Raw genomic sequence first — 25671 nt, 5'->3', positions numbered from 1 at the left:
ATAAAGAATATCCATAAATAGCAACCCATGAAATACTTCTTAATATTATTTTTTTTCTTACAAATCCAACTATATCCGCAAAAAAAAGCGTCTATAGACAGTGTTGCCTATTACTCAAAATTGGTAGCTGACAATGAAAAAGAAAATAATTATAAAGACGTTTTATTATACACCCAAAAGTCAATCAATTATTGCAGAAAAAACAATAAGATTGAAGCCCAAGCCAATCAGACTTTCAAATTAGGCAAAATATATTTTGATCTAAAGCTTCAAAATGATGCTATAGAAGTCTTCAGCAAAAGCATTGCAATATTGAATAGCATTTCTGAAAAACCTACTAAAGTAACAGCTATTGCTTATTATTATCTTGGACTTACTTATATAGAAAAAAAGAAATATACTCTCGCTGAAGCCAGCATCCTCAAAGCTGAAGAAATTCAAAAAAAATTAAACATTAATGAATACGCAGATCAGATCAATCTTCAAAAAGGCATACTTTCAAAATACAGGAACAATAATTCCTTAGCATCATCCATCTTTAGCTCTATTATTGCTAAGCCCCAAAGCAATACTCTAGCAAAAACGGAAGCATTATATCAAACAGGAACAATTGAAGCTCAAAAAAAGAGGTATAATCTGGCTTTAAATTATTTCACCAAAGCACTGGAATTAAATAAAAAAACAGGAGACCTTAACCAGCAGTCAAATATTTTATTAGCGATAAGCACAACTTATGACAAAATGTTAGATAAGACCGCTGCCTATACTTATTTAAAAAAATATTTGAATTTAAAAGAAAGCATTACTCTGGCCAATGACGAAAAACTTGGCATTAATGATTATGAAGCATTCAAAGAGTCTCAACGAATTGAGGAGAAATTACAGAAAGAAAAAGAAAAAAAGGAAAAAGAAAAAAACGACAAATTCTCCAGACTCATAAGCATATTAGCTATTGCGATAATTTCTATCCTCTCCCTATTGAGTTTATCACTGTACAAAAACAATATTATACGCAATCAGACCAATTCATTATTAAAAGAAAAAAACAATGAATTGATTGCTGCCAAAAACAAAGCCGAAGAAGCATCAAAAGCCAGATCTGAATTTTTATCAACAGTGAGCCACGAGCTTCGGACACCGTTAAACGCTATTAACGGAATAACCCATTTATTATTAGAAGAAAACCCTAAAAAAACGCAAATGCACTACCTAAAGTCATTACAGTTTTCGGGCAGTTATTTAACTAATTTCATTAATGATATTTTAGAAATCAACAAAATAGATTCCAATAAATTAGAAATTGAATACATTAGCTTCAATCTCAAACAATTATTAATAGATATCCAAAACTCTCTTAAGGAAATTGCAACCATAAATAACAACAAATTTATCCTTAAAATAGACTCAAATATTCCTGAAAATTTAATAGGCGACCCAACAAAATTATCTCAAATTTTCATGAACTTAATCAATAACGCCTTAAAATTCACAAACGATGGTACAGTTAGTGTTATTGCCCGTTTAAGAAATTACACAAACGAAAATGCCGCTATCTATTTTCAAATAATTGATACTGGTATCGGAATTCCTGAGGACAAATTAAAAACAGTCTTCAAAAGCTTTTCTCAAGGATCGGTCGAAATCAACAGAAAATTTGGAGGCACAGGACTAGGACTAACTATTGTAAAAAAACTCGTCAGGATTTTAGGCGGACGTATACTATTGAAGAGTACCGTTGGCAAAGGCTCAACATTTTCATTTGAATTGAATTTCAAAACAGATCCAAAACCTGTTCAAATCAAATCTAAAATTAAAAATTACGATCCCGAAATATTCAAAAACAAAAAAATATTATTAGTTGAGGACAACAAAATAAACCAAATGATTACCAAAAAAATGCTTTCTAGAAAACAAATGGAATGTACCATTTTGGATAATGGCGAAGAGGCTATTCAAGTATTAAAAAACAACACTTACGATTTAGTTTTAATGGATGTCCATTTATTGGGAATAAACGGCACTATTGCAACACAGCAAATTAGAGAGTTTGACACCACAACCCCGATTATTGCACTGACTGCCATTTCATTAAATGAAAACAGAGAAATGTTAATCTCATTTGGCATGACTGATGTAATTACAAAACCCTTTATTCCAGAAGATTTTTATACTACTATTGCACAAAATTTCAGCAATTTAACTCCTATTAATTAACTCCTTAACAAGCTTTCGTAAATTAGGCTCAGCACCTTTGGCGGCCTGTAAAACCTCATCATGCGAAATGGTTAGTATGCTTTCCTCATCACCCATATCAGTAATAATAGAAACTCCAAAGATTTCCAGTTCCATATGACGGGCTACAATAACCTCTGGAACCGTTGACATTCCTACACAATCAGCTCCTAGAATTTTAACCATTCTATATTCGGCTAAGGTTTCAAAAGTTGGCCCCTGCAAGCCTAAATAAACACCGTCATGAATTTCTATATTGAATTCTTGCGCAATAGCTTTGGCTTTGGCAATCATTTCAACAGAATAAGGCTGGCTCATATTTACAAACCTTGGACCAAAACGCTCATCATTTTTCCCTCTAAGAGGATGCTCTGGCATAAAATTAATATGATCTTTAATTATCACAATAGAACCCACTTTGTAATTTGAATTCACGCCTCCCGAAGCATTAGAGACTATTAATTTTTGAATTCCTAAATATTTCATCACCCTAACTGGAAAAGTTACCTCTTTCATGGAATATCCTTCATAAAAATGAAAACGTCCCTGCATAGCAACTACTTTTTTAGTACCAATAGTTCCAAAAACCAATGCTCCCTTATGCCCTTGAACTGTCGAAACAGGGAAATTGGGAATTTCATCATAAGGCAACACATACTCAATTGTAATTTCCTCCGTAAATCCTCCCAAACCTGAACCTAAAATAACACCATACTCGGGACTAAAATTAATTTTCCCTTTAATGTAATTAACTGTTTCCTGTACTTTGTCCCACATAATTCAAAATATTTTTATCAAAACTATCCCCATCAGAAAGGAATGAACTTTTTATAGGCAAATAATAAAGCTGTCCGCTTAAAATACTTCCCTTCAATCGGACATAATCTTTTTCTGTTGTCACGATAATTCTGCCGTTTGCTTTTTTCTTAATTTCCTGTAATTCGCTTTCGCTAAAATGGTGATGATCCGGATAAGCTAAACATTCATCATTTTCCTGCTTTAAATGGGCAAAAAACGATTCAGGCTTTGCAATACCGGCCAAGAGTACTTTATCCATCACTTTAACTTCGTCAGCTTTTATTATTTTTTTATCCGAATAAACCACTTCATCATATTCTATAAAGGTAAAGAACAAACTTTGATTTGGGGATAGTTTCAGATCATTTTTAATAACATTTTGAGCTCCCGCAGATAGATTCTGCGGGCATTTTGTAACAATAACAATATTAGCTCTTTGTGCTCCGCTCCTGCTTTCCCGCAAATTCCCTGTAGGCAGCATAAAATCGTTACAATACAAATCTCCATACGAAGTAAGCATAATATACAAACCTGCCTTTACTTTTCGATGCTGAAAAGCATCATCCAATAAAATAACATCTGGTTTAATTGAACTGGAGAGCAATTGTTCGATACCATTTTTTCTATTGGCATCTACAGCAACCTGAATGTTTTTGAATTTTTGATAAAATTGGAACGGTTCATCTCCCAATTGCAGTGCATCCGAACTTTCATTGGCCAAAACAAACCCTTCTGATTGTCTTTTATAGCCTCTGCTCAAAGTTGCCACCTTGTATTGACCAGAAAGCAATCGAATTAAACATTCTATTTGCGGTGTTTTCCCTGTTCCTCCTACGCTAAGATTTCCCACTGCAATAACAGGCAAATCAAAAGAATATGATTTTAAAACTCCCTTGTCAAAGAGATAATTCCGAATGCCTGTAATAAAGCCGTACAAAACAGCAAACGGGAACAGTATTTTTCGAAGTAAATTCATTTTACGAAAATAAAACATTTTATGGTAATAGCTGAAGTAATTACAAATCTAAAAATGTTTTTCCATCAAATTAATATCCAAAGAAATAACTTTTGCAATTCCAAAAATAATAATCTCATTTTTATATAAAATCATTGTTTACAGCTTATTTATCCTAAAAAAAGATCCTTTTATCGCATTATTTTTAATAAAAAAAGGATGTTAGAATTGTGATAACCATAAATTAACATATTGTTTTTTATCGTTTTCTGAAATCCGTTTATCCAGTATAAAATTCTCTCCAAAACCCCTTAAGCGGCTCATTTTTAATTCTATTTTTGTTATAAAACCATGTTGTTTAAATGATTTTAAACAAAAAAACAACATAACTAATACTATTAAACACAGCCAAAAACCCAAACTTGTTTAACCTGCAATTATCAACATTATGAAAAAAAATTACTTTATTGTTTTAATCCTATTATTGTTTACGGGAATCATTGAAGCGCAAAAAGAAAAAATAAAAGAAGCAGAAAAAGAATTGGACAGCGGTAATCTGCAGAATGCAATATCTATTCTAAAAAGTATTGAATATCAAKTTTACAATTCTAAAGATGAAGAAAAAGCTCAATATTATTTCATTCAGGGAAGTTCCTTTTTAAGATTAGCCGATAAAAAAACTGACGAAGGCAAAAACTTAGTTTTAGCAACAAAATCATATAGAGAAACCATCAAAATTGAATCAGAATCAGGTAAAAGAAGATATACTGGTCAGATTCAGAGTTCTTTTAAAAATATTAAAGAAAAATTAGTCCAAATAGGTGTAAGCGACTTTAAAGAAAAAAAATATATTGACAGCGCTAATGAACGGTATGAAGCTTATTTAATAGATTCAAAAGACACTGTTAATTTGTACAATTCAGCAGTTGCATTTGTAAATGGAGAAGATTATGCTACAGCTCTTAAACATTATGAAACACTCAAAGCTATTAACTTTTCCGGAATTGKCATCAATTATTTTGCAACAAACCGAATAACAAAAACTGAAGAAAATTTCTCAACTGAATATGACCGCGATTTATCTATTCAAGCCGGCACCCATGAAAAACCTAGAACAGAAAAAAGAATTTCGAAAAGAGGCGAGATCTATAAAAACATGGCTTTGCTTTATATCCAAAAAGGAGATCGGGAAAAAGCCAAAAAAGTAATTTCGGAAGCGAGAATAAAAAATCCGGAAGACATTTCACTGGCATTGGCAGAAGCTGATTTGTATTTGGAAACTAAAGATTATGAATCATATAAAAAAGCAATGAACCCCATTTTGAAAAAAAATCAGAATGATGCCGATTTGGTTTATAATCTGGGCGTTCTTAGCGCTAAAGCCAAAAACACTACCGATGCCGAAAATTTTTATCTAAAAGCAGTAACACTTAATCCTAAATATATTAATGCTTATATAAATCTTTCCTTTTTAAAACTGGAAGAAGCCGAAACTATAAATGAAGACATGAATAAGCTAGGTACATCTCCTGCAGAGATGAAAAAGTACGATGATTTAAAAATAAAAAGGGATAATGTCTATAAAAAGACGATTCCTTATCTCCAAAAAGCAATTGAAATGAATCCTGAAAACGAAGATATTTCTAAAAACCTTTTGAGTGTTTATAATGCTCTGGAAATGACAGCTGAATATAAAGAATTAAAAGCAAAACTATATTAATTCATAATTTTTCAAATGCTTTACATTTTATCATCTTCCAATTCTTGCCTGCCTATTTAGGATTAAAGAATGCTCTCTCATTTATTAATCCGAGACAAAAAATTAACACTATTAAACACCAATAAAAAAGCCATACAAAATGGCTAATGAAATCGTAATTTTTCACAGTAAATTCTTTTTACGAAAGTATAATATTTTATCTTTGAACGGAAATTATTAAAAACTGACTATATTGTAACTTTACAAATTAATTTCAAATAATTTACGTTATTAATTTTTAAAATACAGATAACAAATACCTCGAAAAGATTAAAAAATGAGTACAATAAAAGAAATTCTTTCTGTTCTTGAAGAAATGGCTCCACTGGCTTATGCCGAAGATTTTGATAATGTAGGATTAATAATTGGAGACGAAAACACTACAGCAACAGGCATTTTAGTTTGCCATGATGCTTTAGAAAATGTTATTGACGAAGCTATTGCAAAAAAATGCAATTTGGTCGTTTGTTTCCATCCCATCTTATTTGCTGCAATAAAAAAAATAACTGGTAAAAATTATGTAGAGCGTGCCCTGCTCAAAGCTATAAAAAATGACATTGCCATATATGCAGTTCATACTGCACTGGATAATCATCCAGAAGGAGTAAACAAAATATTTTGTGACACTTTGGGGCTTATAAACACCAAAATTTTAATCCCAAAACAAAATAACATCCGAAAATTAGTTACGTATACCATTCGGGACAATGCCGAAAAAGTTAGAGAAGCTTTGTTTGAAGCTGGTGCGGGAAGCATTGGAAATTATGACAAATGCAGTTTCAACTCCGAAGGAACTTTTACGTACCAAGGCAACGAAAAAAGCGAGCCTACCATTGGTGAAAGAGGCGTTTTGTCACGAGGTACAGAAACCAAAATCGAAGTAGTGTATGCAAAACATTTAGAAACTGGAATCATAAAAGCGCTTCGTGAAAATCATATCTACGAAGAAGTGGCTACTGAAATCTACAATATGAAAAACACTTTTAATCATATTGGTTTGGGAATGATTGGCGAATTGGAAGAAGAAATGGATGAAAAAGATTTTCTTGCTTATGCCAAAGACAAAATGAAAGCCAACGGAATACGTCACTCCGCTTTTACAGGAAAAAAGATAAAAAAAGTAGCCGTTTTGGGCGGATCGGGAAGTTTTGCCATAAAAAATGCAATACAGGCTGGTGCCGATGTTTTTTTGACAGCCGATTTAAAATATCATCAATATTATGAAGCCGAAAATCAGCTTTTATTAGCCGATATTGGACATTTTGAAAGTGAACGTTATACAAAAGAGTATATTGTTGATTATCTTAGAAAAAAAATCCTTAATTTTGCAATCATTTTATCGGAAGAAAATACAAATCCAGTTAAGTACTTATAGAATATGGCGAATACGAAAGAATTAAGTGTTGAGGACAAGTTAAGAGCAATATACGATTTACAGCTTATTGACTCTAGAATTGACGAAATCAGAAACGTGAGAGGTGAACTGCCTTTAGAAGTAGAAGATTTAGAAGATGAAGTTGCAGGTTTAAGCACTCGTTCAGAGAAATTGAAAAGCGAACTTGAGGTAATCGAGAACCTTATCAAACAAAAAATAAATGCAATTGACGAGCACAAAGAAGCTGTCAAAAAATACACTAAACAACAAGAAAGCGTTCGTAATAACCGCGAATTCAATTCTTTGACCAAAGAAGTTGAGTTTCAAGAATTAGAAATTCAATTAGCTGAAAAGCAAATTAAAGAAATGAAAGCTTCTATTGAACACAAAAAAGAAGTAATCGCTTCTTCAAAAGAAAAATTAGATTCTAAATCATCTCATTTAAAACATAAAAAATCAGAATTGGATGCTATCATGTCCGAAACTCAAAAAGAAGAAATCTTCTTAAGCGAGAAATCGGCAGAGTTTGAAGCACTAATCGAAGATCGTTTATTGGTAGCTTACAAAAGAATCAGAAGCAGTGTCCGTAACGGATTAGCTGTTGTTTCTATCGAAAGAGGAGCATCTGCAGGATCATTCTTCACCATTCCGCCACAAACACAAGTAGAAATTGCTGCCAGAAAGAAAATCTTAATTGATGAACACTCTGGAAGAATTTTAGTCGACAGTGTTTTGGCTGAAGAAGAAAGAGAGAAAATGCAGCAATTGTTTTCTAAGTTCTAAAAAAACAACTAAGCCTCGAAATTCGAGGCTTTTTTTATAACACATTATTTTGAGCCTAAAAAAAAGCATCCGGTTTCTAACTGTCAAGGCTGTTGGCCAATACATCAACCTACTTCATTTAGTGCATCCCAAAAAAGCATTACACATTTCCTATGCTCTTTTTACCAACCCTAGAATAGGCAAAATCTCGGAAGACAAGCTTCCGGAAATTCTGCAGGATACCATCAAAGAAAAATTCCAGCACAACGAACATCATTTCCAAACCTATATTTGGAAAGGGAACAACACCAAAATCCTCTTGGTGCACGGCTGGGAAAGCAATTCGGCACGTTGGGAAAAAACCCTGCCGTATCTGCAAAAATCAGGAAGCACCATAATCGCCATAGACGCTCCCGCTCACGGACAAAGCAGCGGTAAGGAATTCAACGTTCCCCGTTATGCCGAATTCATTAACAAAGCGGTCAAAAAATACAACCCGAGCATCATCATCGGTCATTCCATCGGTGGTTCGGCCTGCATCTTTCATCAGTATCTGTATCCCGAAACCAGCATTGAAAAAATGGTGATTCTCGGCGCTCCCTCCGATTTAAAAACACTCATCGACAACTATATCCAAATTTTGAGCCTCAACCGAAAAATGTTCAGTCTCTTGAAAAAACGCTATTTAGAAAATTTTAATCTCAAATTGGAGGATTTCTCCGGAGGCGCATTTGCCAAGCATATCCAAATTGAAGGAATCATCGCCCATGATACTACCGATGCAGTAGTTGCTTTTGAAGAAGGCCAAAAAATCGCAAGCGGTTGGAAAAAAGGAAAATTCATCGCCACAAATGATTTAGGCCATTCGATGCACGACGATAAATTATACCAAGAAATCTATCGCTTTTTATTTGAAGCCGAAGAATAGGCTTTTTTGTTAATATGGATTCCCGCTATCCGTTACAATCTTATAAGCCGAACCCCGGCTCATAAGGATTTTCACTGCTATCGGGACTAAAAGGTTTTATTTTTTTAGTTTCAGGAAGAAATCAAAAAGTCTAATATTCTAAAAATCCAAGAAGTCTAAAAAAAGATTACTTTTGCAGTATGGAAGAAAATCTAAAACGCCTCAATAAATTCATAGGAGAAACAGGCTATTGTTCCCGTCGCGAAGCCGATAAATTTATCGAAGAAGGCCGAGTGACCATCAATGGAGTCGTACCAAAACTTGGAACAAAAGTTTCACCAGATGACGAAGTGCGCATAGACGGAAAACTAATCCGGGAGAAAAACGAAAAACCAGTTTATCTTGCTTTCTACAAACCTGTAGGAATAGAATGCACCACCAATCTGGAAGTACGCAACAACATAGTGGATTACATCAATTATCCCAAACGCATTTTTCCTATTGGGCGATTGGACAAAGCCAGCGAAGGCCTGATTTTCATGACCAACGACGGCGATATCGTCAACAAAATACTGCGTGCCAGAAACAATCACGAAAAAGAATATACCGTAACGGTAAACAAACCCATAACAGATCGTTTTATTGAGCGAATGGGAAATGGCGTACCCATTTTGGACACCGTTACCCGAAAATGTAAAGTAGAGCAAATCAGCAAATACATTTTCAAAATCATTCTGACACAAGGATTAAATCGCCAAATCCGCAGAATGTGCGAATATTTAGGATACGAAGTTACCGCCTTGAAACGCATTCGAATTATCAATATTTCATTGGATGTATCCGTAGGACGCTACCGTGATTTAACCGACGCCGAAATTAAAGAACTCAACCAATTGATTGAACCTTCCAGCAAGACCGAGGAAGCCAGCTTACCAAAAACGGAACCTCAAAAAAGAAGAACCGAATTCATCAAAAGAGATGATCCAAGATTCAAAAAAAGAGGGGATTATTAAATCCATTTTAAAACAAAACCCGATGAAAAAATTCTAAAAAAGAAGTCTTTCATCGGGTTTATCAATTTTGATAAATTGCTTTATTATACCGATTGCATATTCAGTCGTTGTTGCTTTAATTTCAATTTTCTTAATGCTCAAATAAGACACAGTAGTAGCATCAAGTTTTTCCACAATTAACTAACTATCGACAAATAGATAATGATGTCGTTTTTTTGAGTTTTCAAACTTACTTATTAATATAGAAAAGGATTACAATTAAATGTTAAGTTTTTAAACATACAACAACTTATTCATTAATTTACTCACAAAAAACAAAAATTCACATTTAAACGTTAAACTTAAATGTTATGATATACGGTTAATTTACAAAATCATAAAAGTTATAAGAGCTCGTTCTATCAGTGTCAAGATGAATTTTTGCACTATGAGAAAAAAACCCCTCTGAATTATTGATTAAAATTCCTGATAATTCATTAATTCTTGTTTTCGTATCTATCCTTAACTGTGTTTTATCTAACTGAATCTTTGTCTTCTCTATTTTTTTTCCATAAAGGTAAATATCAGAATCTTTGGCCTGTATCTGAAGTGAGATAATATTACCAAATTCCCAATTCAGTCTAGACTTATTCATACTAACATCCAAAGTATCTGCTTCAAACTTGTCCAATCGAATATCTGAATTTTCTTTACTCACGATGCTTTTTACATTTACACAAGACACATAAGTTACATTGCTGGTATGCCTAACCTGACCTTTTTTTAGTTTTACCATAGACATAAAAAGAGTATCATTCCGAACTGCAAAAGAACCAATATCCGGAACACTTCCTTTCAAATACGTATGAGTTATTTTGTTTTCTTTTCCATTATTTAAACAAAAAGCAGCTCCTGGTTCTGCAACCACTACCGAAAAAGCTGGTAATAGTTTTTCTTGATGCACAAAATCATCAGTATCATACTCCTCGGCATAATATTTGGATCCGATATATAAAGCGATAATTCCACTAAATAGAAAAATCAAAAAAGAGATAAATATTTTATTACTGGTTTTCATATTTGTATATTTTATTTGTTAAAGGGCAAATATGGTATCGCCTTTTAATTAAAGATATTTGCTTTGGCAAACGCTTATTTTTACGCGATTTCATCATCATTGTTTTTTATTACGGATAATAATTCGTTTAAATCGGTACTGTTGAGCTGGAGCAATTTTATTTTGAGCAGGAAATCGGGTAAATCCTGACTGAAAAAATTAGCTTTTTCAGTTGCTTTAATCAGCTCTAGGGCTTTTTCGGAGATAAAAAAACCGATACCCCGTTTGTTGTCGAAAATACCTGACTCCTGCAGGTTCGTATACGCCCGCATCACCGTATTGTGATTCACTTCAAATTCGGCTGCCAAATCCCGCACCGAAGCTACCCGATCACCAGACTGCAGCTGTCCTTCCAAAATTTGCCGGCAGAGATTATCCACTATCTGAAGATAAATCCCTTTTGTTGATTTAAAATCCATATTAAACTTCTTTTTCTTTTATTTTAAAATAAGCAATTGCCAAAAAGAACATCCAAGAAATCAGAACCAGCGATAAAGTAAAGATCATAATACTGTCAATATGTTCTGTAACAGCAAAACCCTTCAGCTCAATATTAAAACCATGAGTTTCCTTAGGATAAAAAATATGGGACAGCATCGACGAAAATAACATCGAAGTTACAAATAGAACTACGGAAACAACCACTGTCTTAACCAATGCATAACGTTTAAAATGAGCCGCACCGGCAAAAAGATAAGTTCCATAAGAAAACAATAAAAAAATCATAAAAATTATCCGCCAAAATTCCCACAGCCCATTTTTCGGATTAGTTACCAAAAAACGAAATTCAAAATAAGGGATTATAGCTGGATCTAATCCTGATTCTCCGGGAATTAAGGAAGCTTTTGCCAAACGAATGGCCACCCAAAATATCCCCAAAGCAATAGGGATAAAAAGTAAAATTCTAATCAGAAACTGGAGCATCACTTTTTCAAAAGCAGAGCCTGGATTGAGTAAATAATCACCTGTCTTAATTTTATCGGACAAATCGGGAAATGCTGTACCAACAATTACCCCTACTGCCACCATAAAAAATGCAAAACAAACTGTATAATTCTGGTTTATAGAATAATCGTATTTAATCATACTATTTTTACAGCTATTAAGATACAAATAGCATAATAAATAAGTAACAAGCACTAATCCAAGAACAGCGAGAAGATATTTTGTTTTGTTAATCAGCAAATCCTGTTTGAATAAACTGGCAAATCGGTTTTTATTAAAATAGTTATTAAACGGCATAGCTTTCGGATTTTATGGTTACTTTATTGATGATGGCATTAAAAAGCAGTTCGATGTCAATCTCGGTTTCGCCGAGTGAGTCTACAGGAGTTATTATACGGTATCCGCCAAGACATTTCTCTTGATAAATCGGTGTTTCAGCATCGGCTAAACTGGCAACGGTTTTAAATTGCCATTGCTGGCTGATATCGAAAATACCTTCGTTAAAAACTATTTTTCCCTCATCGAGCACTACGATTTTATCGATTATCGTTTCAATATCTTTTACCTGATGAGTTGATACGAGCACCAACTGTTCCTCGGAAACTGAACTGACAAGTATTTTTCGGAACAAACTTTTAGAAGGAATATCCAAACCATTGGTTGGCTCATCCAGAATGAGCAAACTGCAATTAGTTGATAAGGCAAAAGCAATCAGGAACTTTTTGCGCTGTCCATGGGAAAGTCCGTTTAACTTTTTTGCAGAATCTAATTCAAATTCCTGAAGGATTTTGTCCATTTTATTGTAATCGAATTTTGAATACAAAGGAGCGGTTGCCTTTATATACAGTCCAATGGTCACCGAAGGAAAAGAAAACTCTTCGGAAACCATATAGATATCCGACAAATAATCCGGCAATCGATCAAAGGGTTTGAAGCCATTGATTTTTAATTCTCCCGATTGCGGTTTCAGCAAACCGGAGATTAACTTGAGAAAAGTTGATTTCCCGGCTCCGTTTTTGCCCAGCAGTCCTACAATACTGCCATTTCCCTGCAGAAAGGATAAATCAGTAAACAAAGCATTCTGCTTTTTGTACTGAAAAGTTAGATTTTGAATATTTATCATAGTATAGATTTTTAGTGCACTAGATTAGTAGTACACAAATAAACTAAATAGTTATTTACGAAACAAGTGTTTTGCAAAAAATATTTTATAAATGTCTGTAAACCTGAATTTGACTATAGTTATTCTTCTTTTTTTAATGATTACAAGAAGGTATAATGTCTCCTTTTAGTCTCGATTACTTCGTCAATTCGCTTCGCTCGTGTTCAGTGGAAACCCTTTTGTGCTGTCTCGTCCCAAAAGATTGTAACGAAAAGCAGGAGCCCCTATTAACAAAGAAGCCTATTGTTTTGTTTTAAAAAACTTAAGAAAAAACAAAAGATTAAATAGACTTGGATTCAATATTTAGCCACGGATTGTACGGATAAAACTGATTTACTCGGATTTTATGATGAAAAAAGGAACTTACAAAACACAAAAAAGCCGTTTCAACTTAATGAAACGGCTTTTGTAAATAATATATTTTTTTATTTTCTGCTTCTAATTTCTCTTGCCAAAAGCGTGTTTTTCAACAGCATCGCGATAGTCATTGGCCCAACTCCACCTGGAACCGGAGTGATGAAAGACGATTTTTTGCTTACGCCGTCAAAGTCAACGTCACCAGTAATTACATATCCTTTTGGATGAGAAGCATCTTCTACTCTAGTGATTCCAACGTCGATAACGACAACACCATCTTTTACCATGTCGGCTTTGAGATAATTTGGAACACCAAGGGCAGTGATGATGATATCGGCGTCTTTAGTGTATTCTTCAATATTTTTAGTTCGACTGTGGGTAAGCGTTACAGTTGAGTCACCAGGATATCCTTTACGGCTCATCAAAATACTCATTGGTCTTCCCACGATATGGCTGCGCCCGATAACTACGGTGTGTTTCCCGGCTGTTTCTACTTTATAACGTTCCAACAATTCCATTATTCCGAAAGGTGTTGCAGGCAAAAATGTTTCCATATCTAAAGCCATTTTCCCAAAATTGGCAGGATGAAAACCATCCACATCTTTGTCAGGATCAATAGCCATTAGGATTTTTTGCTCGTCAATGTGCTTTGGTAACGGTAGCTGAACGATGTAACCATCCAGATTGTTGTCTTCATTTAATTCCTTAATCTTAGCAAGCAAAGCTTCTTCGGTGATATCGGCAGGCAAACTTACTAAAGTGGATTCGAAACCAATTTGTTCGCAAGAGCGCACTTTGCTTCCCACATAAGTTAAACTTGCTCCATCAGTTCCCACAATTACTGCAGCTAAATGAGGTACTTTTTCCCCATTGTCTTTCATTGTCTTCACTTTGGCAGCAATTTCATTCTTAATATCTTCCGATGTTTTTTTTCCGTCGAGTAGTTGCATTTTTTTGTCTAAAATTTTAGTTTATGATTTTAAGTTTTCTTGTCTAAAAGAGTAACTTCTAATTTATTAACTTAAAAAAGTTTCAAATTTCTGTTTCAACAATTTGAAACCTGACACGAGGCTGAAAGCCGAACTGGCGAAGCAAACTTGAAACTATTTTTATTATCTCGGCATTCCACCTGGCATTCCTTTCATTCCGCCCATCATTTTCATTAGGTTTTTACCTCCTGGACCCTGCATCATCTTCATCATCTTGCTCATTTGTTCAAACTGCTTCATCAATTGATTAACCTGTTCTACTTTTGTTCCGGAACCTTTGGCGATTCTAGCTTTTCTTTTTACATCGATTATCGCAGGCTTACTTCTTTCGATTGGAGTCATAGAATGGATAATGGCTTCAATATGCTTGAAAGCATCGTCTTCGATTTCGATATCCTTCATCGCTTTGGAAGCACCTGGTATCATTCCTACCAAGTCTTTCATGTTACCCATTTTCTTTACTTGCTGAATTTGTGACAGGAAATCATCAAAACCAAATTCATTTTTAGCAATTTTCTTTTGGATTTTTCTTGCCTCATCTTCATCGTATTGCTCTTGAGCTCTTTCCACCAACGACACAACATCCCCCATACCAAGGATACGTTCTGCCATACGATTTGGATAGAAAACATCAATTGCATCCATTTTCTCTCCAGTACCCACAAACTTAATCGGTTTATTAACTACTGATTTAATAGAAATCGCAGCTCCACCACGAGTATCTCCATCTAATTTGGTTAAAATAACCCCATCAAAATTCAAGATATCGTTGAATGCTTTTGCAGTATTCACTGCATCCTGACCTGTCATGGAATCCACAACAAATAAGGTTTCTTGCGGCTGAATGGCTTTATGCACTTTGGCAATTTCATCCATCATTTCCTTATCGACAGCCAAACGACCGGCAGTATCGACAATCACAACATTGAACCCGTTGGCTTTTGCATGCTTAATTGCATTTTGTGCTATTTCAACAGGATTTTTATTTTCAGGTTCTGAGTAAACCTCGACTCCTATTGAATCTCCAACAACATATAATTGCTGGATTGCCGCTGGACGATAAATATCACAGGCAACCAAAAGTGGTTTTTTATTCTTTTTTGTTTGAAGATAATTGGCCAATTTACCAGAAAAAGTAGTTTTTCCAGATCCCTGTAGCCCTGACATTAATATTATCGAAGGATTACCGGAAAGATTTACTCCTGCAACATCCCCTCCCATCAATTCAGTAAGCTCATCTTTGACTAATTTTACCAATAATTGACCAGGCTGCAATGTCGTTAATACATCTTGACCTATTGCTTTTTCTTTTACTTTGGTTGTAAAATCTTTAGCAATTTTAAAATTGACATCGGCATCAAGTAAAGCACGGCGAACTTCTTTCAAAGTTTCGGCTACGTTTACCTCGGTGATTTTTCCGTGTCCTTTTAATATATGAAAGGCTTTGTCTAATTTATCGCTTAAATTATCGAACATAATTGTATTTCTCTTTAATTAAGGCGCAAATTTAATGATTTGATATTGAAGTTTAAATAGTATTAGAAATAAAAAATCAATTGTTTTTTAAATAAGATTAAAAATAACAAAAAGAGGCTGAATAAATCCAGCCTCCTTTTCCAAAAACAATAAAAACTAACTAACTAACTAACTAACTAACTAACTAAACTCAGGATATTCTTAATCTCCTTATTATTTTAAGATGGCGTAGTGAAATTTAGGATATCCTCTTTCACCTGCGTCACTTAAACTTCCTGTGAATTTTAATTTATAAATATTTCCTGCTGGATCTTTAACCACAAAGAAACGATCTGTTTTAACAACAAGATTAGAAACTGGATTACCATTTGCATCAGTACTGCTAGTGGTACTTCTCCAATTAGAACCAATATTTCGCTGGTCAACTGTAAACTTAGAATCTACAACATTAGCTAAAGTAAAGCTGTCATACGTAAAATCTGTTACAAGAACCTGATATGCTTTTGCACCGCCTTTAAGATTGCTTAAAACAAAATCCGGGTAGAAATATGGAGTAGTTGATCCAACCAAATTAGTAAAAGTGCTGAAACTTATATCCCATTGTGCTTTTACAGGTTCAACAGTAACTGTCTTTTTATCTAACAAGCTGAAAAAAGTAAAATTATAAGCTGCATTTTTTGAAATAATAACTTCACTGTGAGTCGTTGCATCAATATCTGCATATTGAATTTTGTAATCGTTTCCGCTTTTCAAAATTCTAACTTTTTTCCATCCTCTAGCGGCTCCTCCAACTGATCCTTCTTTACCCAAAGCTGGGTTTGTAGCTGCAACACCATTTCCTAAATAAATCAAGTAAACTTTATTATCAGAATCTGCAGTTGAAATTTCAGAAATAGCAGTTGTTTTTGTAAAATCTCCTGTTGGATCGTCTATTTGAGATGCAATTCCGCTGCCCTGAGAAATAATCATAGTCTCATCAATTACTTGAACTGCATCAATATTTGTGGTTTCTAATTTTTTAGCAGCCATATTTATTGAACTATTCAGCACAACTCTAAATTCAGCACCACTATAAAAACCTAAGTCCCAAGAGCTTCTTAAAACCTTCGTCATTTTAGCACTGCTCAAATCAACAAAAACCTGATTTTGCTGCAAAGCACCTCCAACTTCTGGAGCCAAAACAGTTCCTAAAGAAGGAGTTTCGTTAAAACTAACCTGAATCGAATTGTTTGCTGCGATTGTAGTATTAGCAGTAGCCCCAGTAATCGTAAAAACAACATTTTTTACTTCACCTTCGACTGCCTCTTTTAGTTTCGTAAAAGTAAAAATTACTGAAGAAACATCTTTTGCAAAAGGGATTACAATTGTTTTTGATGCAGCTGCTTGTGAAGTTGTGAAATCAGTACCATAAACAACACCTGTTTCTGTAAAAGTTATTGTTAATGAACCCGCTGCTGCAGCTGGCTTATCAAATTTTACTTCAATAGGTGTATTTGCTTCACTCAAATTTAATGAACTTGCTGCAAAAGCAACTGTACTAACAACCGGTGCATCGTCGTCATTATTACAAGCAGTAAAAGCAAGTAATACAAAAGAAAGGATTAAAATAAAATTGTTTTTCATGGGTATTTATATATTAATTAAAATTAAGGTTATACGTGAGTTTAAGAAAATAAGAGCGTCCATAGCCTAGCAATAGATCTGAACTTCCTGAAGCATGAGCCCCGCCAGTTCCTCCATTTTGAATAAGCTGTACGCTTTGAATGTCAAACAAGTTTCTAGCGCCAGCGATCACTTCCAGTTGATCTTTAAAAAATAATTTTCTAACCGAAGCATCCATCCAACTATATGGATCTATCTTGTTTAAATAGAATTTAGGATTATTATTCTCATCAGTTCCAGCAACGAATTGTTGTTGTTTTCCGTTGTATTTATAGTAAAGCGCAAACAAAGTATTCCACTTAGGAATGTTATAGGAAATACTGGAATTTAGCTGTAAAGAGTATAGATATTTATCGTCTGAAGTAATATTCAAGGCCGCTAAATCCAATTTTTGAGAAATCCCAACCAAAGCTGCTCCTACTTTTATATTCCAGTTTTTATAAGTATATTGTTCAGTGGTCGAAGCATTCCACATTTTATATTTATTAATATTTACATATTTATAATTCATGGTTGGAGTTACTTGAGTAAGCACCATATCGATTCGATCATCCACATCCAAAAAAGTAACAGCAAGATTATTAGCGATTTGAGCACCTGAATTTAAAAGACAATTTCTTTTAAAACTCAGTTCGTATGAAGTGCTGTTTTCTGGAACTAATTCCGGATTACCCTGCATATTATGATTTGAATCTACAAAGTAGCTGTATAATTCATCAAAATTAGGAGTGCGGTATGATGTCCCTATCGAAGCTCTGGTTTCTAATCCTTTCTTGAAAATATAACGCAGTCCTAAAGAGCTCGCATATTGGTTATCAAAAGCAGATTGAAATGAATATCGAATCCCTGGACGTACAGAAAACTTATCCGACAGATTGATTTCGGCAACGGTAAAAATATCATAGTTACCTAATTCTTTATCAACATTTTTAAGCTGTTGAACGCCATCATAAAAAAGTCCAGCTACAGCATTATAATATCCTTTCTCATTTGTAATCTCATAACCCAATTGAAAATCTACTTTTTTAGTATTAAAAAAATCACTCAAAGTTCCCGTAGAATACAGAACCTCTTTAGACTGATAGGTTTCTCTTGTATTATTAAACTCTTCTTGAGTTTCAAGCTGGTAATTAAATTTCTCTAAATCACGTTTCTGTTTTTGATGTGAAAGCGAAACATTATAATTTAATTTTGAAAAAAGTTTTCCATTAGAATTTAAATGATGGTAAAAGCGATTGGTAATATAACGTTTGTCCTTAGCATAATAGGTTTCTGGAAAAGGGTAATTATCTTGTGGATTTAGTGTTGGATTGTAATAATGAACCTCTTCTCCGTAGTAATCAAATTTGTAAAAAATATTAAAATTAGATTTTTCATACCCCAGCAGAGCATTCGCTACAAACTGTTCCTTTGGCAGCCAGCTGTATCCTCTTAAATCATCATTTATGCTATAATCTTTTCCTTTTTTATCATCAAAAAAACCTGCAAAATCATTATGGTTTCCGCCTACATTCACAAACCAATTCTCATTAAACTGATGTGAAACTTTAACCGCTTGGATATGTCTTCCTTTATCAAAAAGGGAGTACTCATCTCCTACTGTTTCTTCCTGAACTGTGGCATTTATTTCCCATTTATTAACTGCTGCTTTTTTAGTGATAATATTCAAAATCCCAGTTACAGCATTGGCTCCATGAGTAACTCCCATCGAGCCTTCAATAATTTCGATTCGTTCTACATCATCAAGATTTACTTGCGTCAAATCAACATTAGTTCCCATTCCTGTATCACTTACCAAAGGAATATTGTCCACCAAAATTTTAAAATACTGAGCATCCAATCCGAACATTGAAACAGTAGATCGACCATCACTCCCGCTATTTTGAATGGTAATATTCAGGTATTGATTTAACACATCCGATAAATTATTTGCCGCTAATTGCTTAATATCTTCTTTAGAAATAACACGAACATTAAAAACTGATTTTTTTATTGATTGAGGCCCTAATTGTCCAGTAACAACAACTTCCGAAAGTTTGTTGGCAGCAATAGTATCTTTCGTTTGTGCGAAAGATATTTGACAAAAAAGGAAGGCTATAAAAAGAGTAATTTTGGGTTTCATTATTTTTATTTAGTCTTAATAATCACGCAAATATATATCTTATTTTTATTTATTCTAAATTAATTTAATATATTTGTCAAAACTTTTTTAATAATAAAAACCCAATTATGATTACAAAAAAAACTTATCTATCTGTAATAATGATAATTACAAGCCTTTCTGGATTTAGTCAAAACACTAAAAAAGAAGATATCAGCGCCATTAAATCGATGTGTGGCTGTTATGAAGTGAAATTCAATTTTACCGAAACTTTTAAATATCCAAAGGATTCTGCCAGCTACAAACCATCAGAAACCAAACATGATTCTGGATTAGAATGGGTAGAATTAGTGGAAGACAAGCCTAACAAAATAGTAATGCAGCATTTACTGATTGTTGGAACTGGGAAAAATGACATTGTAAAACACTGGAGACAGGATTGGTTATATGAAAACACTGATTTGTATTCTTTTTACAAAGACAATACTTGGAAATTTAGCAATTTACCGGCCAAAAACACAAAAGGACAATGGACTCAAAAAGTGTTTCAGGTAGATGACAGCCCCAGATATGAAGGCTCTTCCAGCTGGGTTCATATAGACGGAAAAAACTATTGGATGAACACGACCGATGCTCCTTTACCAAGAAGAGAGCACACTAAAAGAAATGATTACAACGTTCTTAAAAGAAGAAATATTCACGAAATTACAGCTACAGGCTGGAATCATGAACAAGACAATGAAAAAATAATAAGAGACGAAAACGGAAAAGATGTTTTGCTGGCTCAAGAAAAAGGAATGGATATTTACACCAAAGTAGCCGACAGCAAATGTATTTTAGCTCAAAACTGGTGGAAAAACAATCAGGTGCTTTGGGAAAAAGTAAGAAGCAAATGGGAAAAAGTATATGGAAGCAATAAAGATTTAGTCTTGCAGAATAAAGTAAACAAAAAATCGCTTTTCTCTGTTTTATTCGATTTAAAACCAACTGCAACCCAAGCTGAAGTTGATACTATCATTGATTCATTTGTAATCAAGCAATAAACATTTACAATTATGTGCAATCTAAAAATATTAAACAGAACCTCCAATGGCATCCTATTGTACTGCCAACATAGAGATATGTACCAATTACTGTTTAACAATTTGACCTTTGATTTGAGCAGTATAGAAATGACAAGTTTTTCTAATTATTTGGATCAAATAGACGCTGATTATTGGGAAACCGAATATAAACACTCTATTTATGAGAAGAAAATTCCAATCCCAACTTTACAGTCTAACTTTATCATTTTGCTAAACAGAAAAGAACTGGAGGAATTACGCTTTTTGGTAGACTGCATTAGTCATTACAAAATTCTGAAACCTGTTGAGATTAATTACCAAATAATTTCAAACTAATATAATAGCTCCTAATGATTATCATTCGGTTTGCCAAAACAAGAATCTATCACAAAAACAATTTTGGTCATTTTTAGCACAAATTTTTGARCACAATACCCAATACTAATCACTGAGAATATTTTAGAAACAGCACATAAAAAAATCCGTCCCTTTTATTACAACGGGACGGATTTTTATTATTTAACTATCAAAATTACATTCGTTCTGGTACATTTATTCCCAATAAACTAAAGGAATCAGCAATAACATCGGCCACTTTTTTGGACAACTGCACTCTAAATATTTTTTTATCCAAATCTGTTTCGCCAAGAATGGAAACCGCTTGGTAAAAAGAATTGTATTCACGTACCAAATCATACGTATAGTTTGCGATTAAAGCCGGGCTGTGATTGTTGGCTGCATTCTGAATTACTTCTGGAAACAATTCAAGCTGTTTTATCAATTCTTTTTCTTTTTCGTGCATCTCAACAACGTTCGATGTTATATTAAGATCAAAATCGGCTTTTCTCAGAATGGACTGAATTCTGGCGTAAGTATATTGTATAAAAGGACCTGTATTTCCAGCAAAATCAACAGATTCTTCCGGATTGAAAAGGATTCGTTTTTTTGGATCAACTTTCAAAATATAATATTTAAGCGCTCCAAGACCTATAGTATTATATAATTTTGCTTTTTCTTCTGCCGAATAAGAGTCCAATTTCCCTAAATCTTCAGAAATTTTTTGAGCCGTATCGGTCATTTCCTGCATCAAATCATCAGCATCGACTACAGTCCCTTCACGGCTTTTCATTTTACCAGAAGGCAAATCTACCATTCCGTATGATAAATGGAAAAGACTAGAAGCCCAGTCAAATCCTAATTTTTTCAGAATCAAAAATAAAACTTTGAAATGATAATCCTGCTCGTTGCCTACTGTATAAACCATTCCGCCAACATCCGGCATGTCTTTTACACGTTGAATCGCAGTTCCGATATCTTGGGTCATATAAACAGCAGTCCCGTCAGAACGCAATACAATTTTACGATCCAAACCTTCATCGGTCAAATCAATCCAAACTGAACCATCAGGATCTTTTTCAAAAATTCCTTTATCCAAACCTACTTGAACCACATCTTTCCCCAATAAATAGGTATTGCTTTCGTAATAAAAGCTGTCAAAATTAACTCCAAGATTTTTATAAGTAGTAGCAAAACCATCATAAACCCATTGGTTCATGGTTTTCCAAAGTGCAATTACTTCGGTTTTTCCCTTTTCCCAATCCAAAAGCATTTGTTGTGCTTCGAGAATTATCGGTGCTTGTTTTTTGGCTTCTTCTTCGGTTTTTCCTTCTGAAATTAATTTATTGATTTCATCTTTATACGCTTTATCAAAAGCCACATAATAATTACCAACTAATTTATCGCCTTTCAATCCCGTAGATTCTGGAGTTTCTCCTTTACCAAATTTTTGCCAAGCCAGCATTGACTTGCAAATATGGATTCCTCTATCGTTAATGATTTGGGTTTTATATACTTTTTTCCCTGAAGCCTTAATAATTTCGGCTACCGAATATCCTAATAAATTATTACGAACATGTCCTAAATGCAGTGGTTTGTTAGTGTTTGGCGAAGAATATTCTACCATAACCGCCTTATCATTTGCCGAAGGCGTAACAAATCCAAATTTGGCAGCACTTTTTATTCCGTTGAAAAAATTCAAATAATAACTGTCTGCAATTACAATATTCAAAAATCCTGAAACAACGTTAAAACGGGCTACTTCTGGAACATTTTCTACAAGATAATTTCCAATTTTATTTCCTAATTCAACAGGATTGCTTTTTACCACCTTAAGTAATGGAAAAATGACCATCGTAATATCGCCTTCAAACTCTTTTCTGGTCGCTTGAAACTCTATTTTATCAATGGTTACATCAAACAAAGTTTGAATGGCTTTCTCTATGGATGGCGTAAGAATATTGGATAATGACATGTATGCTTGATTTTTTTAAGTGTGCAAATATAAGGCTTATTCGCCAAATATAGAAAGTGAAAAATTAACATTCTGTTTCTCATTGCACATTTAAAAGACAATACCGCAAAATACCTCATCCCATCTGGAAAATATTGCTCTCTGGAAAAAACAAATTTGAATTCAATACTATCATAAAAAACAAAAAAAGCATTTTGAAATACTCAAAACACAATATTTAGCAAAAAAAAATGCGAATACAAATAGCTAAAAATCAAAGTTTCACAAATTGTTTTTAAAAAATGATCAATTTTTTTACTGAAACAGTGTTACAAAATGAGGATAAATCAGTCTTATTTGCAATCATCAATCAAACAATCAAAATAATTAATCAAAAACAAATTATGAAAATTAAACTATTAGTGTTTTTCCTATTGAGTTTCATAGGAATCACAAAAGCAGAAAATCCGGGAGTCCTTTCGGGAAAAGTCACAAACAAAGCGACAAACCAGCCAGTACAATATGCTTCAATTGTAATAAAAGATGGCGGAAAAATAATAACCGGAATTGTGGCTGACGAAAATGGCTCTTTTTCAATAAAAAACTTAGAGTTAAAAAAGTTCACTTTAGAAGTAGAATTCATTGGTTACAAAAAATATTCCACCACTATTGAATTAAGTTCCGCAAAAAAGAATTCTGCTATTGAAATCCATTTGGAAGAAGAAGCCACAGAACTTCAATCGGTTGATATTGTCAAAGAACATTCATTAATCGAACAAAAAACAGATCGAAAGATTATCAATGTCGGGAAAGATTTATTGAGTGCCGGAGCAACTGCCTCCGAAATACTGAATAATATTCCTTCGGTAAGCGTCGATCCGCAAACAAATGCAGTGAGCCTTAGAGGGAATTCGAATGTAAGGGTTTTTATAGACGGAAAACCATCTACTGTTAGCGCATCTCAATTATTACAGCAGATTCCGGCGACATCCATCAAACAAATTGAATTAATCACCAACCCATCGGCCAAATACAACCCTGAGGGAATGAGCGGAATTATCAATATCGTATTGAACAAAAACGCAAAAATCGGTTTTAACGGAAGCGTAAACAGTGGCGTAACTTTTGGGGAAACACCAAAAACCAATTCTTCTTTTGACATGAATTACCGTAACGGAAAATTCAATCTGTATGGGAATTATGGTTTAACTACTGGGAAACATCATAATTACGGAAAAGTAGAAACACTTGAGCCAAATGAAGAAAATACACAAAATTTTGATTTTCAAAACGACAATACTTCACATTTAGCCAAAGTGGGTTTTGACTTTTATCTGAATGACACCAATACCATTTCGGTTTACACTACCCAAAACATCAATAATGAAAAAGGAAATTCAGTCGTTGACGTTGATGTACCGCTAATCCACCAGACTGTGGACAGCAAAAACGATAATTATACCCAAACCTATAATTTGGATTACAAGAAAAAATTCAAAAAAGAAGATCATACTCTTGAATTTGAGGGCAATTACAGTAACAATGACAATACCGAAAACAGCGTATTCAACACTCCTAAAACGAATGACATCAACAACAAAGGGGAAAATGTTTTACTTAATTTAGATTACGTTAATCCTTTGACAGAAACCATCAAACTGGAAGCTGGATTAGAAACTCGAATTGAAAATACTAAAAATAATTTTTTAGAGAATGGTGTTTATAATTCAAATTTCAATTACGAAAGACATATTTATTCTGCCTATACCACCATTGCAAAACAATGGAAGAAGTGGAATGCGCAAGTTGGTGCCCGTTTTGAAAAATACACTGCCGATGCTTTATTCAAAAAAGTAAATGAAAATGATGGAACATTTAATGATGATTTGTTCACTGTATATCCTTCTGGTTTTGTAACATATACGCCAAGTGACAATGATTCATTCAATTTTAGCGTTTCAAAACGTGTGGACAGGCCAAGCATCGACCAGGTAAATCCGATACGCGAATGGAGCACACCTCTTATTGACTCAGAAGGAAATCCTGAATTGACTCCTCAATTCACTAATTCGGTTGAATTGAATTACACTAGAAAAACCAAAATCGGTTCTATAACATCCGGAGTATTTTACCGACAGATTAATGACGAAATTACAAGAACTCTTACTGAAAATCCAAATGATTCTGAAAGACAAATTTTATCGTATGCCAATTTAGGCGACAACAACGCCTATGGTGTAGAGCTTTCTGGAAATCTAGACTTCACAAAATGGTACACCGCCAATATCAGTTTTGATATGTATAACAAAAAAACTAAAGGTTACGTAGGAACGGATTATGTGGAAGTGGATGTCACTACTTTTAACTCTCGAATAAGCAACACTTTCAAAGCATCAAAAAATCTGCGTTTTCAATTGACAGGAATGTATCGTGGAAAAGATTTAGGCTTGCAATTCCTAAGAAAACCAATGTGGAGAGTCGATTTGGGTTCAAGCCTTACTGTTCTAAAAGGCAACGGAACCATAACAGCCCGCGTAAGTGATTTATTCGACAGCATGCATTTTGAATTTGATGCAACAAAACCTAAATTACAAACTGGAGAATTCCATTGGGAAAGCCAAACTGCCTATGTAGGATTCAATTACCGTTTTGGAACCGGAAAAAACAAAGCAATTCAAAGAAAAGAAAGAGATAAAAATGAAACCCAAGGAAGCGGAGGGTTTTAAAA

20 protein-coding genes are annotated in these 25671 nt (G+C 33.9%); 9 read left to right on the top strand and 11 right to left on the bottom strand.

The genetic code is table 11. From position 1 onward, the window contains the following. Positions 1 to 27: 27 nt before the first annotated feature. Positions 28 to 2214: a tetratricopeptide repeat-containing hybrid sensor histidine kinase/response regulator gene (locus AC1DVP_RS11680; RefSeq protein WP_477183648.1), complete on the top strand. Its 2187-nt coding sequence runs from the start codon at positions 28 to 30 to the stop codon at positions 2212 to 2214. On the opposite strand, the gene AC1DVP_RS11675 is transcribed toward AC1DVP_RS11680, so the two are convergent. Further along, positions 2197 to 3009 carry a purine-nucleoside phosphorylase gene (locus AC1DVP_RS11675; protein ID WP_477183647.1) on the bottom strand — a complete coding sequence of 271 codons (813 nt, stop codon included), beginning with the start codon at positions 3007 to 3009 and terminating at the stop codon, positions 2197 to 2199. The two genes, AC1DVP_RS11680 and AC1DVP_RS11675, sit on opposite strands and share 18 nt — an antisense overlap. Further along, complete coding sequence (gene lpxK, locus AC1DVP_RS11670) at positions 2981 to 4006, bottom strand: tetraacyldisaccharide 4'-kinase (protein ID WP_477183646.1); 1026 nt, start codon at positions 4004 to 4006, stop codon at positions 2981 to 2983. The genes AC1DVP_RS11675 and lpxK overlap by 29 nt, the downstream gene beginning before the upstream one ends. Positions 4007 to 4433: 427 nt before the next feature. Between lpxK and AC1DVP_RS11665 the strand changes: the two genes are divergently transcribed. The 5 genes from AC1DVP_RS11665 (at position 4434) to rluF (ending at position 9801) form a co-directional block, all read left to right on the top strand. Then, positions 4434 to 5705, top strand: coding sequence for a tetratricopeptide repeat protein (locus AC1DVP_RS11665; protein ID WP_477183645.1), 1272 nt, complete (start codon positions 4434 to 4436; stop codon positions 5703 to 5705). Between the two features lie 316 nt (positions 5706 to 6021). After that, complete coding sequence (locus tag AC1DVP_RS11660) at positions 6022 to 7119, top strand: Nif3-like dinuclear metal center hexameric protein (RefSeq protein ID WP_477183644.1); 1098 nt, start codon at positions 6022 to 6024, stop codon at positions 7117 to 7119. Positions 7120 to 7122: 3 nt separating this feature from the next. Further along, on the top strand, positions 7123 to 7902 hold the full coding sequence (locus tag AC1DVP_RS11655) for a zinc ribbon domain-containing protein (protein ID WP_477183643.1): 780 nt from the start codon (positions 7123 to 7125) through the stop codon (positions 7900 to 7902). Between the two features lie 49 nt (positions 7903 to 7951). Further along, positions 7952 to 8809: an alpha/beta fold hydrolase gene (locus AC1DVP_RS11650; protein ID WP_477183642.1), complete on the top strand. Its 858-nt coding sequence runs from the start codon at positions 7952 to 7954 to the stop codon at positions 8807 to 8809. 179 nt (positions 8810 to 8988) lie between these two features. Beyond that, a complete protein-coding gene (gene rluF / locus AC1DVP_RS11645) occupies positions 8989 to 9801 on the top strand; it encodes a 23S rRNA pseudouridine(2604) synthase RluF (protein ID WP_477183641.1) in 813 nt (270 codons plus the stop codon). 361 nt (positions 9802 to 10162) lie between these two features. Here the strand turns inward: rluF and AC1DVP_RS11640 are convergent, their stop codons facing one another. The 8 genes from AC1DVP_RS11640 to AC1DVP_RS11605 form a co-directional block, all read right to left on the bottom strand. Further along, positions 10163 to 10858: a hypothetical protein gene (locus tag AC1DVP_RS11640; protein WP_477183640.1), complete on the bottom strand. Its 696-nt coding sequence runs from the start codon at positions 10856 to 10858 to the stop codon at positions 10163 to 10165. 80 nt (positions 10859 to 10938) lie between these two features. After that, positions 10939 to 11316: a GntR family transcriptional regulator gene (locus AC1DVP_RS11635; protein WP_477183639.1), complete on the bottom strand. Its 378-nt coding sequence runs from the start codon at positions 11314 to 11316 to the stop codon at positions 10939 to 10941. Position 11317: 1 nt separating this feature from the next. After that, positions 11318 to 12139 (bottom strand): hypothetical protein, encoded by an 822-nt coding sequence (locus tag AC1DVP_RS11630; protein WP_477183638.1) that lies wholly within the window; start codon positions 12137 to 12139, stop codon positions 11318 to 11320. Next, positions 12129 to 12965, bottom strand: a complete 837-nt coding sequence (locus AC1DVP_RS11625; RefSeq protein ID WP_477183637.1) for an ABC transporter ATP-binding protein — start codon at positions 12963 to 12965, stop codon at positions 12129 to 12131. Before AC1DVP_RS11625 ends, AC1DVP_RS11630 begins: the two co-directional genes overlap by 11 nt. Positions 12966 to 13429: 464 nt before the next feature. Continuing rightward, entirely contained in the window at positions 13430 to 14311 is an 882-nt protein-coding gene (locus AC1DVP_RS11620) for a bifunctional 5,10-methylenetetrahydrofolate dehydrogenase/5,10-methenyltetrahydrofolate cyclohydrolase (protein WP_477183636.1), read from the bottom strand. Between the two features lie 162 nt (positions 14312 to 14473). Continuing rightward, a complete protein-coding gene (ffh, locus tag AC1DVP_RS11615) occupies positions 14474 to 15826 on the bottom strand; it encodes a signal recognition particle protein (RefSeq protein ID WP_477183635.1) in 1353 nt (450 codons plus the stop codon). 213 nt (positions 15827 to 16039) lie between these two features. Next, positions 16040 to 17449 carry an HmuY family protein gene (locus AC1DVP_RS11610; RefSeq protein ID WP_477183634.1) on the bottom strand — a complete coding sequence of 470 codons (1410 nt, stop codon included), beginning with the start codon at positions 17447 to 17449 and terminating at the stop codon, positions 16040 to 16042. A gap of 13 nt (positions 17450 to 17462) precedes the next feature. Next, positions 17463 to 19610, bottom strand: a complete 2148-nt coding sequence (locus AC1DVP_RS11605) for a TonB-dependent receptor plug domain-containing protein (RefSeq protein WP_477183633.1) — start codon at positions 19608 to 19610, stop codon at positions 17463 to 17465. 107 nt (positions 19611 to 19717) lie between these two features. Here AC1DVP_RS11605 and AC1DVP_RS11600 point away from each other — a divergent pair, with 107 nt between their 5' ends. After that, positions 19718 to 20632 (top strand): DUF6607 family protein, encoded by a 915-nt coding sequence (locus AC1DVP_RS11600; RefSeq protein WP_477183632.1) that lies wholly within the window; start codon positions 19718 to 19720, stop codon positions 20630 to 20632. Between the two features lie 12 nt (positions 20633 to 20644). Beyond that, positions 20645 to 20989 carry a DUF6686 family protein gene (locus AC1DVP_RS11595; RefSeq protein WP_477183631.1) on the top strand — a complete coding sequence of 115 codons (345 nt, stop codon included), beginning with the start codon at positions 20645 to 20647 and terminating at the stop codon, positions 20987 to 20989. A gap of 196 nt (positions 20990 to 21185) precedes the next feature. On the opposite strand, the gene argS is transcribed toward AC1DVP_RS11595, so the two are convergent. After that, positions 21186 to 22964, bottom strand: a complete 1779-nt coding sequence (gene argS, locus AC1DVP_RS11590; RefSeq protein WP_477183630.1) for an arginine--tRNA ligase — start codon at positions 22962 to 22964, stop codon at positions 21186 to 21188. 383 nt (positions 22965 to 23347) lie between these two features. Between argS and AC1DVP_RS11585 the strand changes: the two genes are divergently transcribed. Beyond that, on the top strand, positions 23348 to 25669 hold the full coding sequence (locus AC1DVP_RS11585) for a TonB-dependent receptor (RefSeq protein ID WP_477183629.1): 2322 nt from the start codon (positions 23348 to 23350) through the stop codon (positions 25667 to 25669). Positions 25670 to 25671: the final 2 nt, after the last annotated feature.

This window comes from Flavobacterium sp. P3_A6, from assembly GCF_056403035.1.
Note: the sequence above shows the minus strand (reverse complement) of the source record. Positions and strands in the feature narration are given on the sequence as shown.

Coding starts and splice junctions, on each gene's coding strand:
- AC1DVP_RS11680 (WP_477183648.1), top strand. CDS start 28: ATGAAATACTTCTTAATATTATTTTTTTTCTTACAAATCCAACTATAT.
- AC1DVP_RS11675 (WP_477183647.1), bottom strand. CDS start 3,009: ATGTGGGACAAAGTACAGGAAACAGTTAATTACATTAAAGGGAAAATT.
- lpxK (WP_477183646.1), bottom strand. CDS start 4,006: ATGAATTTACTTCGAAAAATACTGTTCCCGTTTGCTGTTTTGTACGGC.
- AC1DVP_RS11660 (WP_477183644.1), top strand. CDS start 6,022: ATGAGTACAATAAAAGAAATTCTTTCTGTTCTTGAAGAAATGGCTCCA.
- AC1DVP_RS11655 (WP_477183643.1), top strand. CDS start 7,123: ATGGCGAATACGAAAGAATTAAGTGTTGAGGACAAGTTAAGAGCAATA.
- rluF (WP_477183641.1), top strand. CDS start 8,989: ATGGAAGAAAATCTAAAACGCCTCAATAAATTCATAGGAGAAACAGGC.
- AC1DVP_RS11640 (WP_477183640.1), bottom strand. CDS start 10,858: ATGAAAACCAGTAATAAAATATTTATCTCTTTTTTGATTTTTCTATTT.
- AC1DVP_RS11635 (WP_477183639.1), bottom strand. CDS start 11,316: ATGGATTTTAAATCAACAAAAGGGATTTATCTTCAGATAGTGGATAAT.
- AC1DVP_RS11630 (WP_477183638.1), bottom strand. CDS start 12,139: ATGCCGTTTAATAACTATTTTAATAAAAACCGATTTGCCAGTTTATTC.
- AC1DVP_RS11625 (WP_477183637.1), bottom strand. CDS start 12,965: ATGATAAATATTCAAAATCTAACTTTTCAGTACAAAAAGCAGAATGCT.
- AC1DVP_RS11620 (WP_477183636.1), bottom strand. CDS start 14,311: ATGCAACTACTCGACGGAAAAAAAACATCGGAAGATATTAAGAATGAA.
- ffh (WP_477183635.1), bottom strand. CDS start 15,826: ATGTTCGATAATTTAAGCGATAAATTAGACAAAGCCTTTCATATATTA.
- AC1DVP_RS11610 (WP_477183634.1), bottom strand. CDS start 17,449: ATGAAAAACAATTTTATTTTAATCCTTTCTTTTGTATTACTTGCTTTT.
- AC1DVP_RS11605 (WP_477183633.1), bottom strand. CDS start 19,610: ATGAAACCCAAAATTACTCTTTTTATAGCCTTCCTTTTTTGTCAAATA.
- AC1DVP_RS11600 (WP_477183632.1), top strand. CDS start 19,718: ATGATTACAAAAAAAACTTATCTATCTGTAATAATGATAATTACAAGC.
- AC1DVP_RS11595 (WP_477183631.1), top strand. CDS start 20,645: ATGTGCAATCTAAAAATATTAAACAGAACCTCCAATGGCATCCTATTG.
- argS (WP_477183630.1), bottom strand. CDS start 22,964: ATGTCATTATCCAATATTCTTACGCCATCCATAGAGAAAGCCATTCAA.
- AC1DVP_RS11585 (WP_477183629.1), top strand. CDS start 23,348: ATGAAAATTAAACTATTAGTGTTTTTCCTATTGAGTTTCATAGGAATC.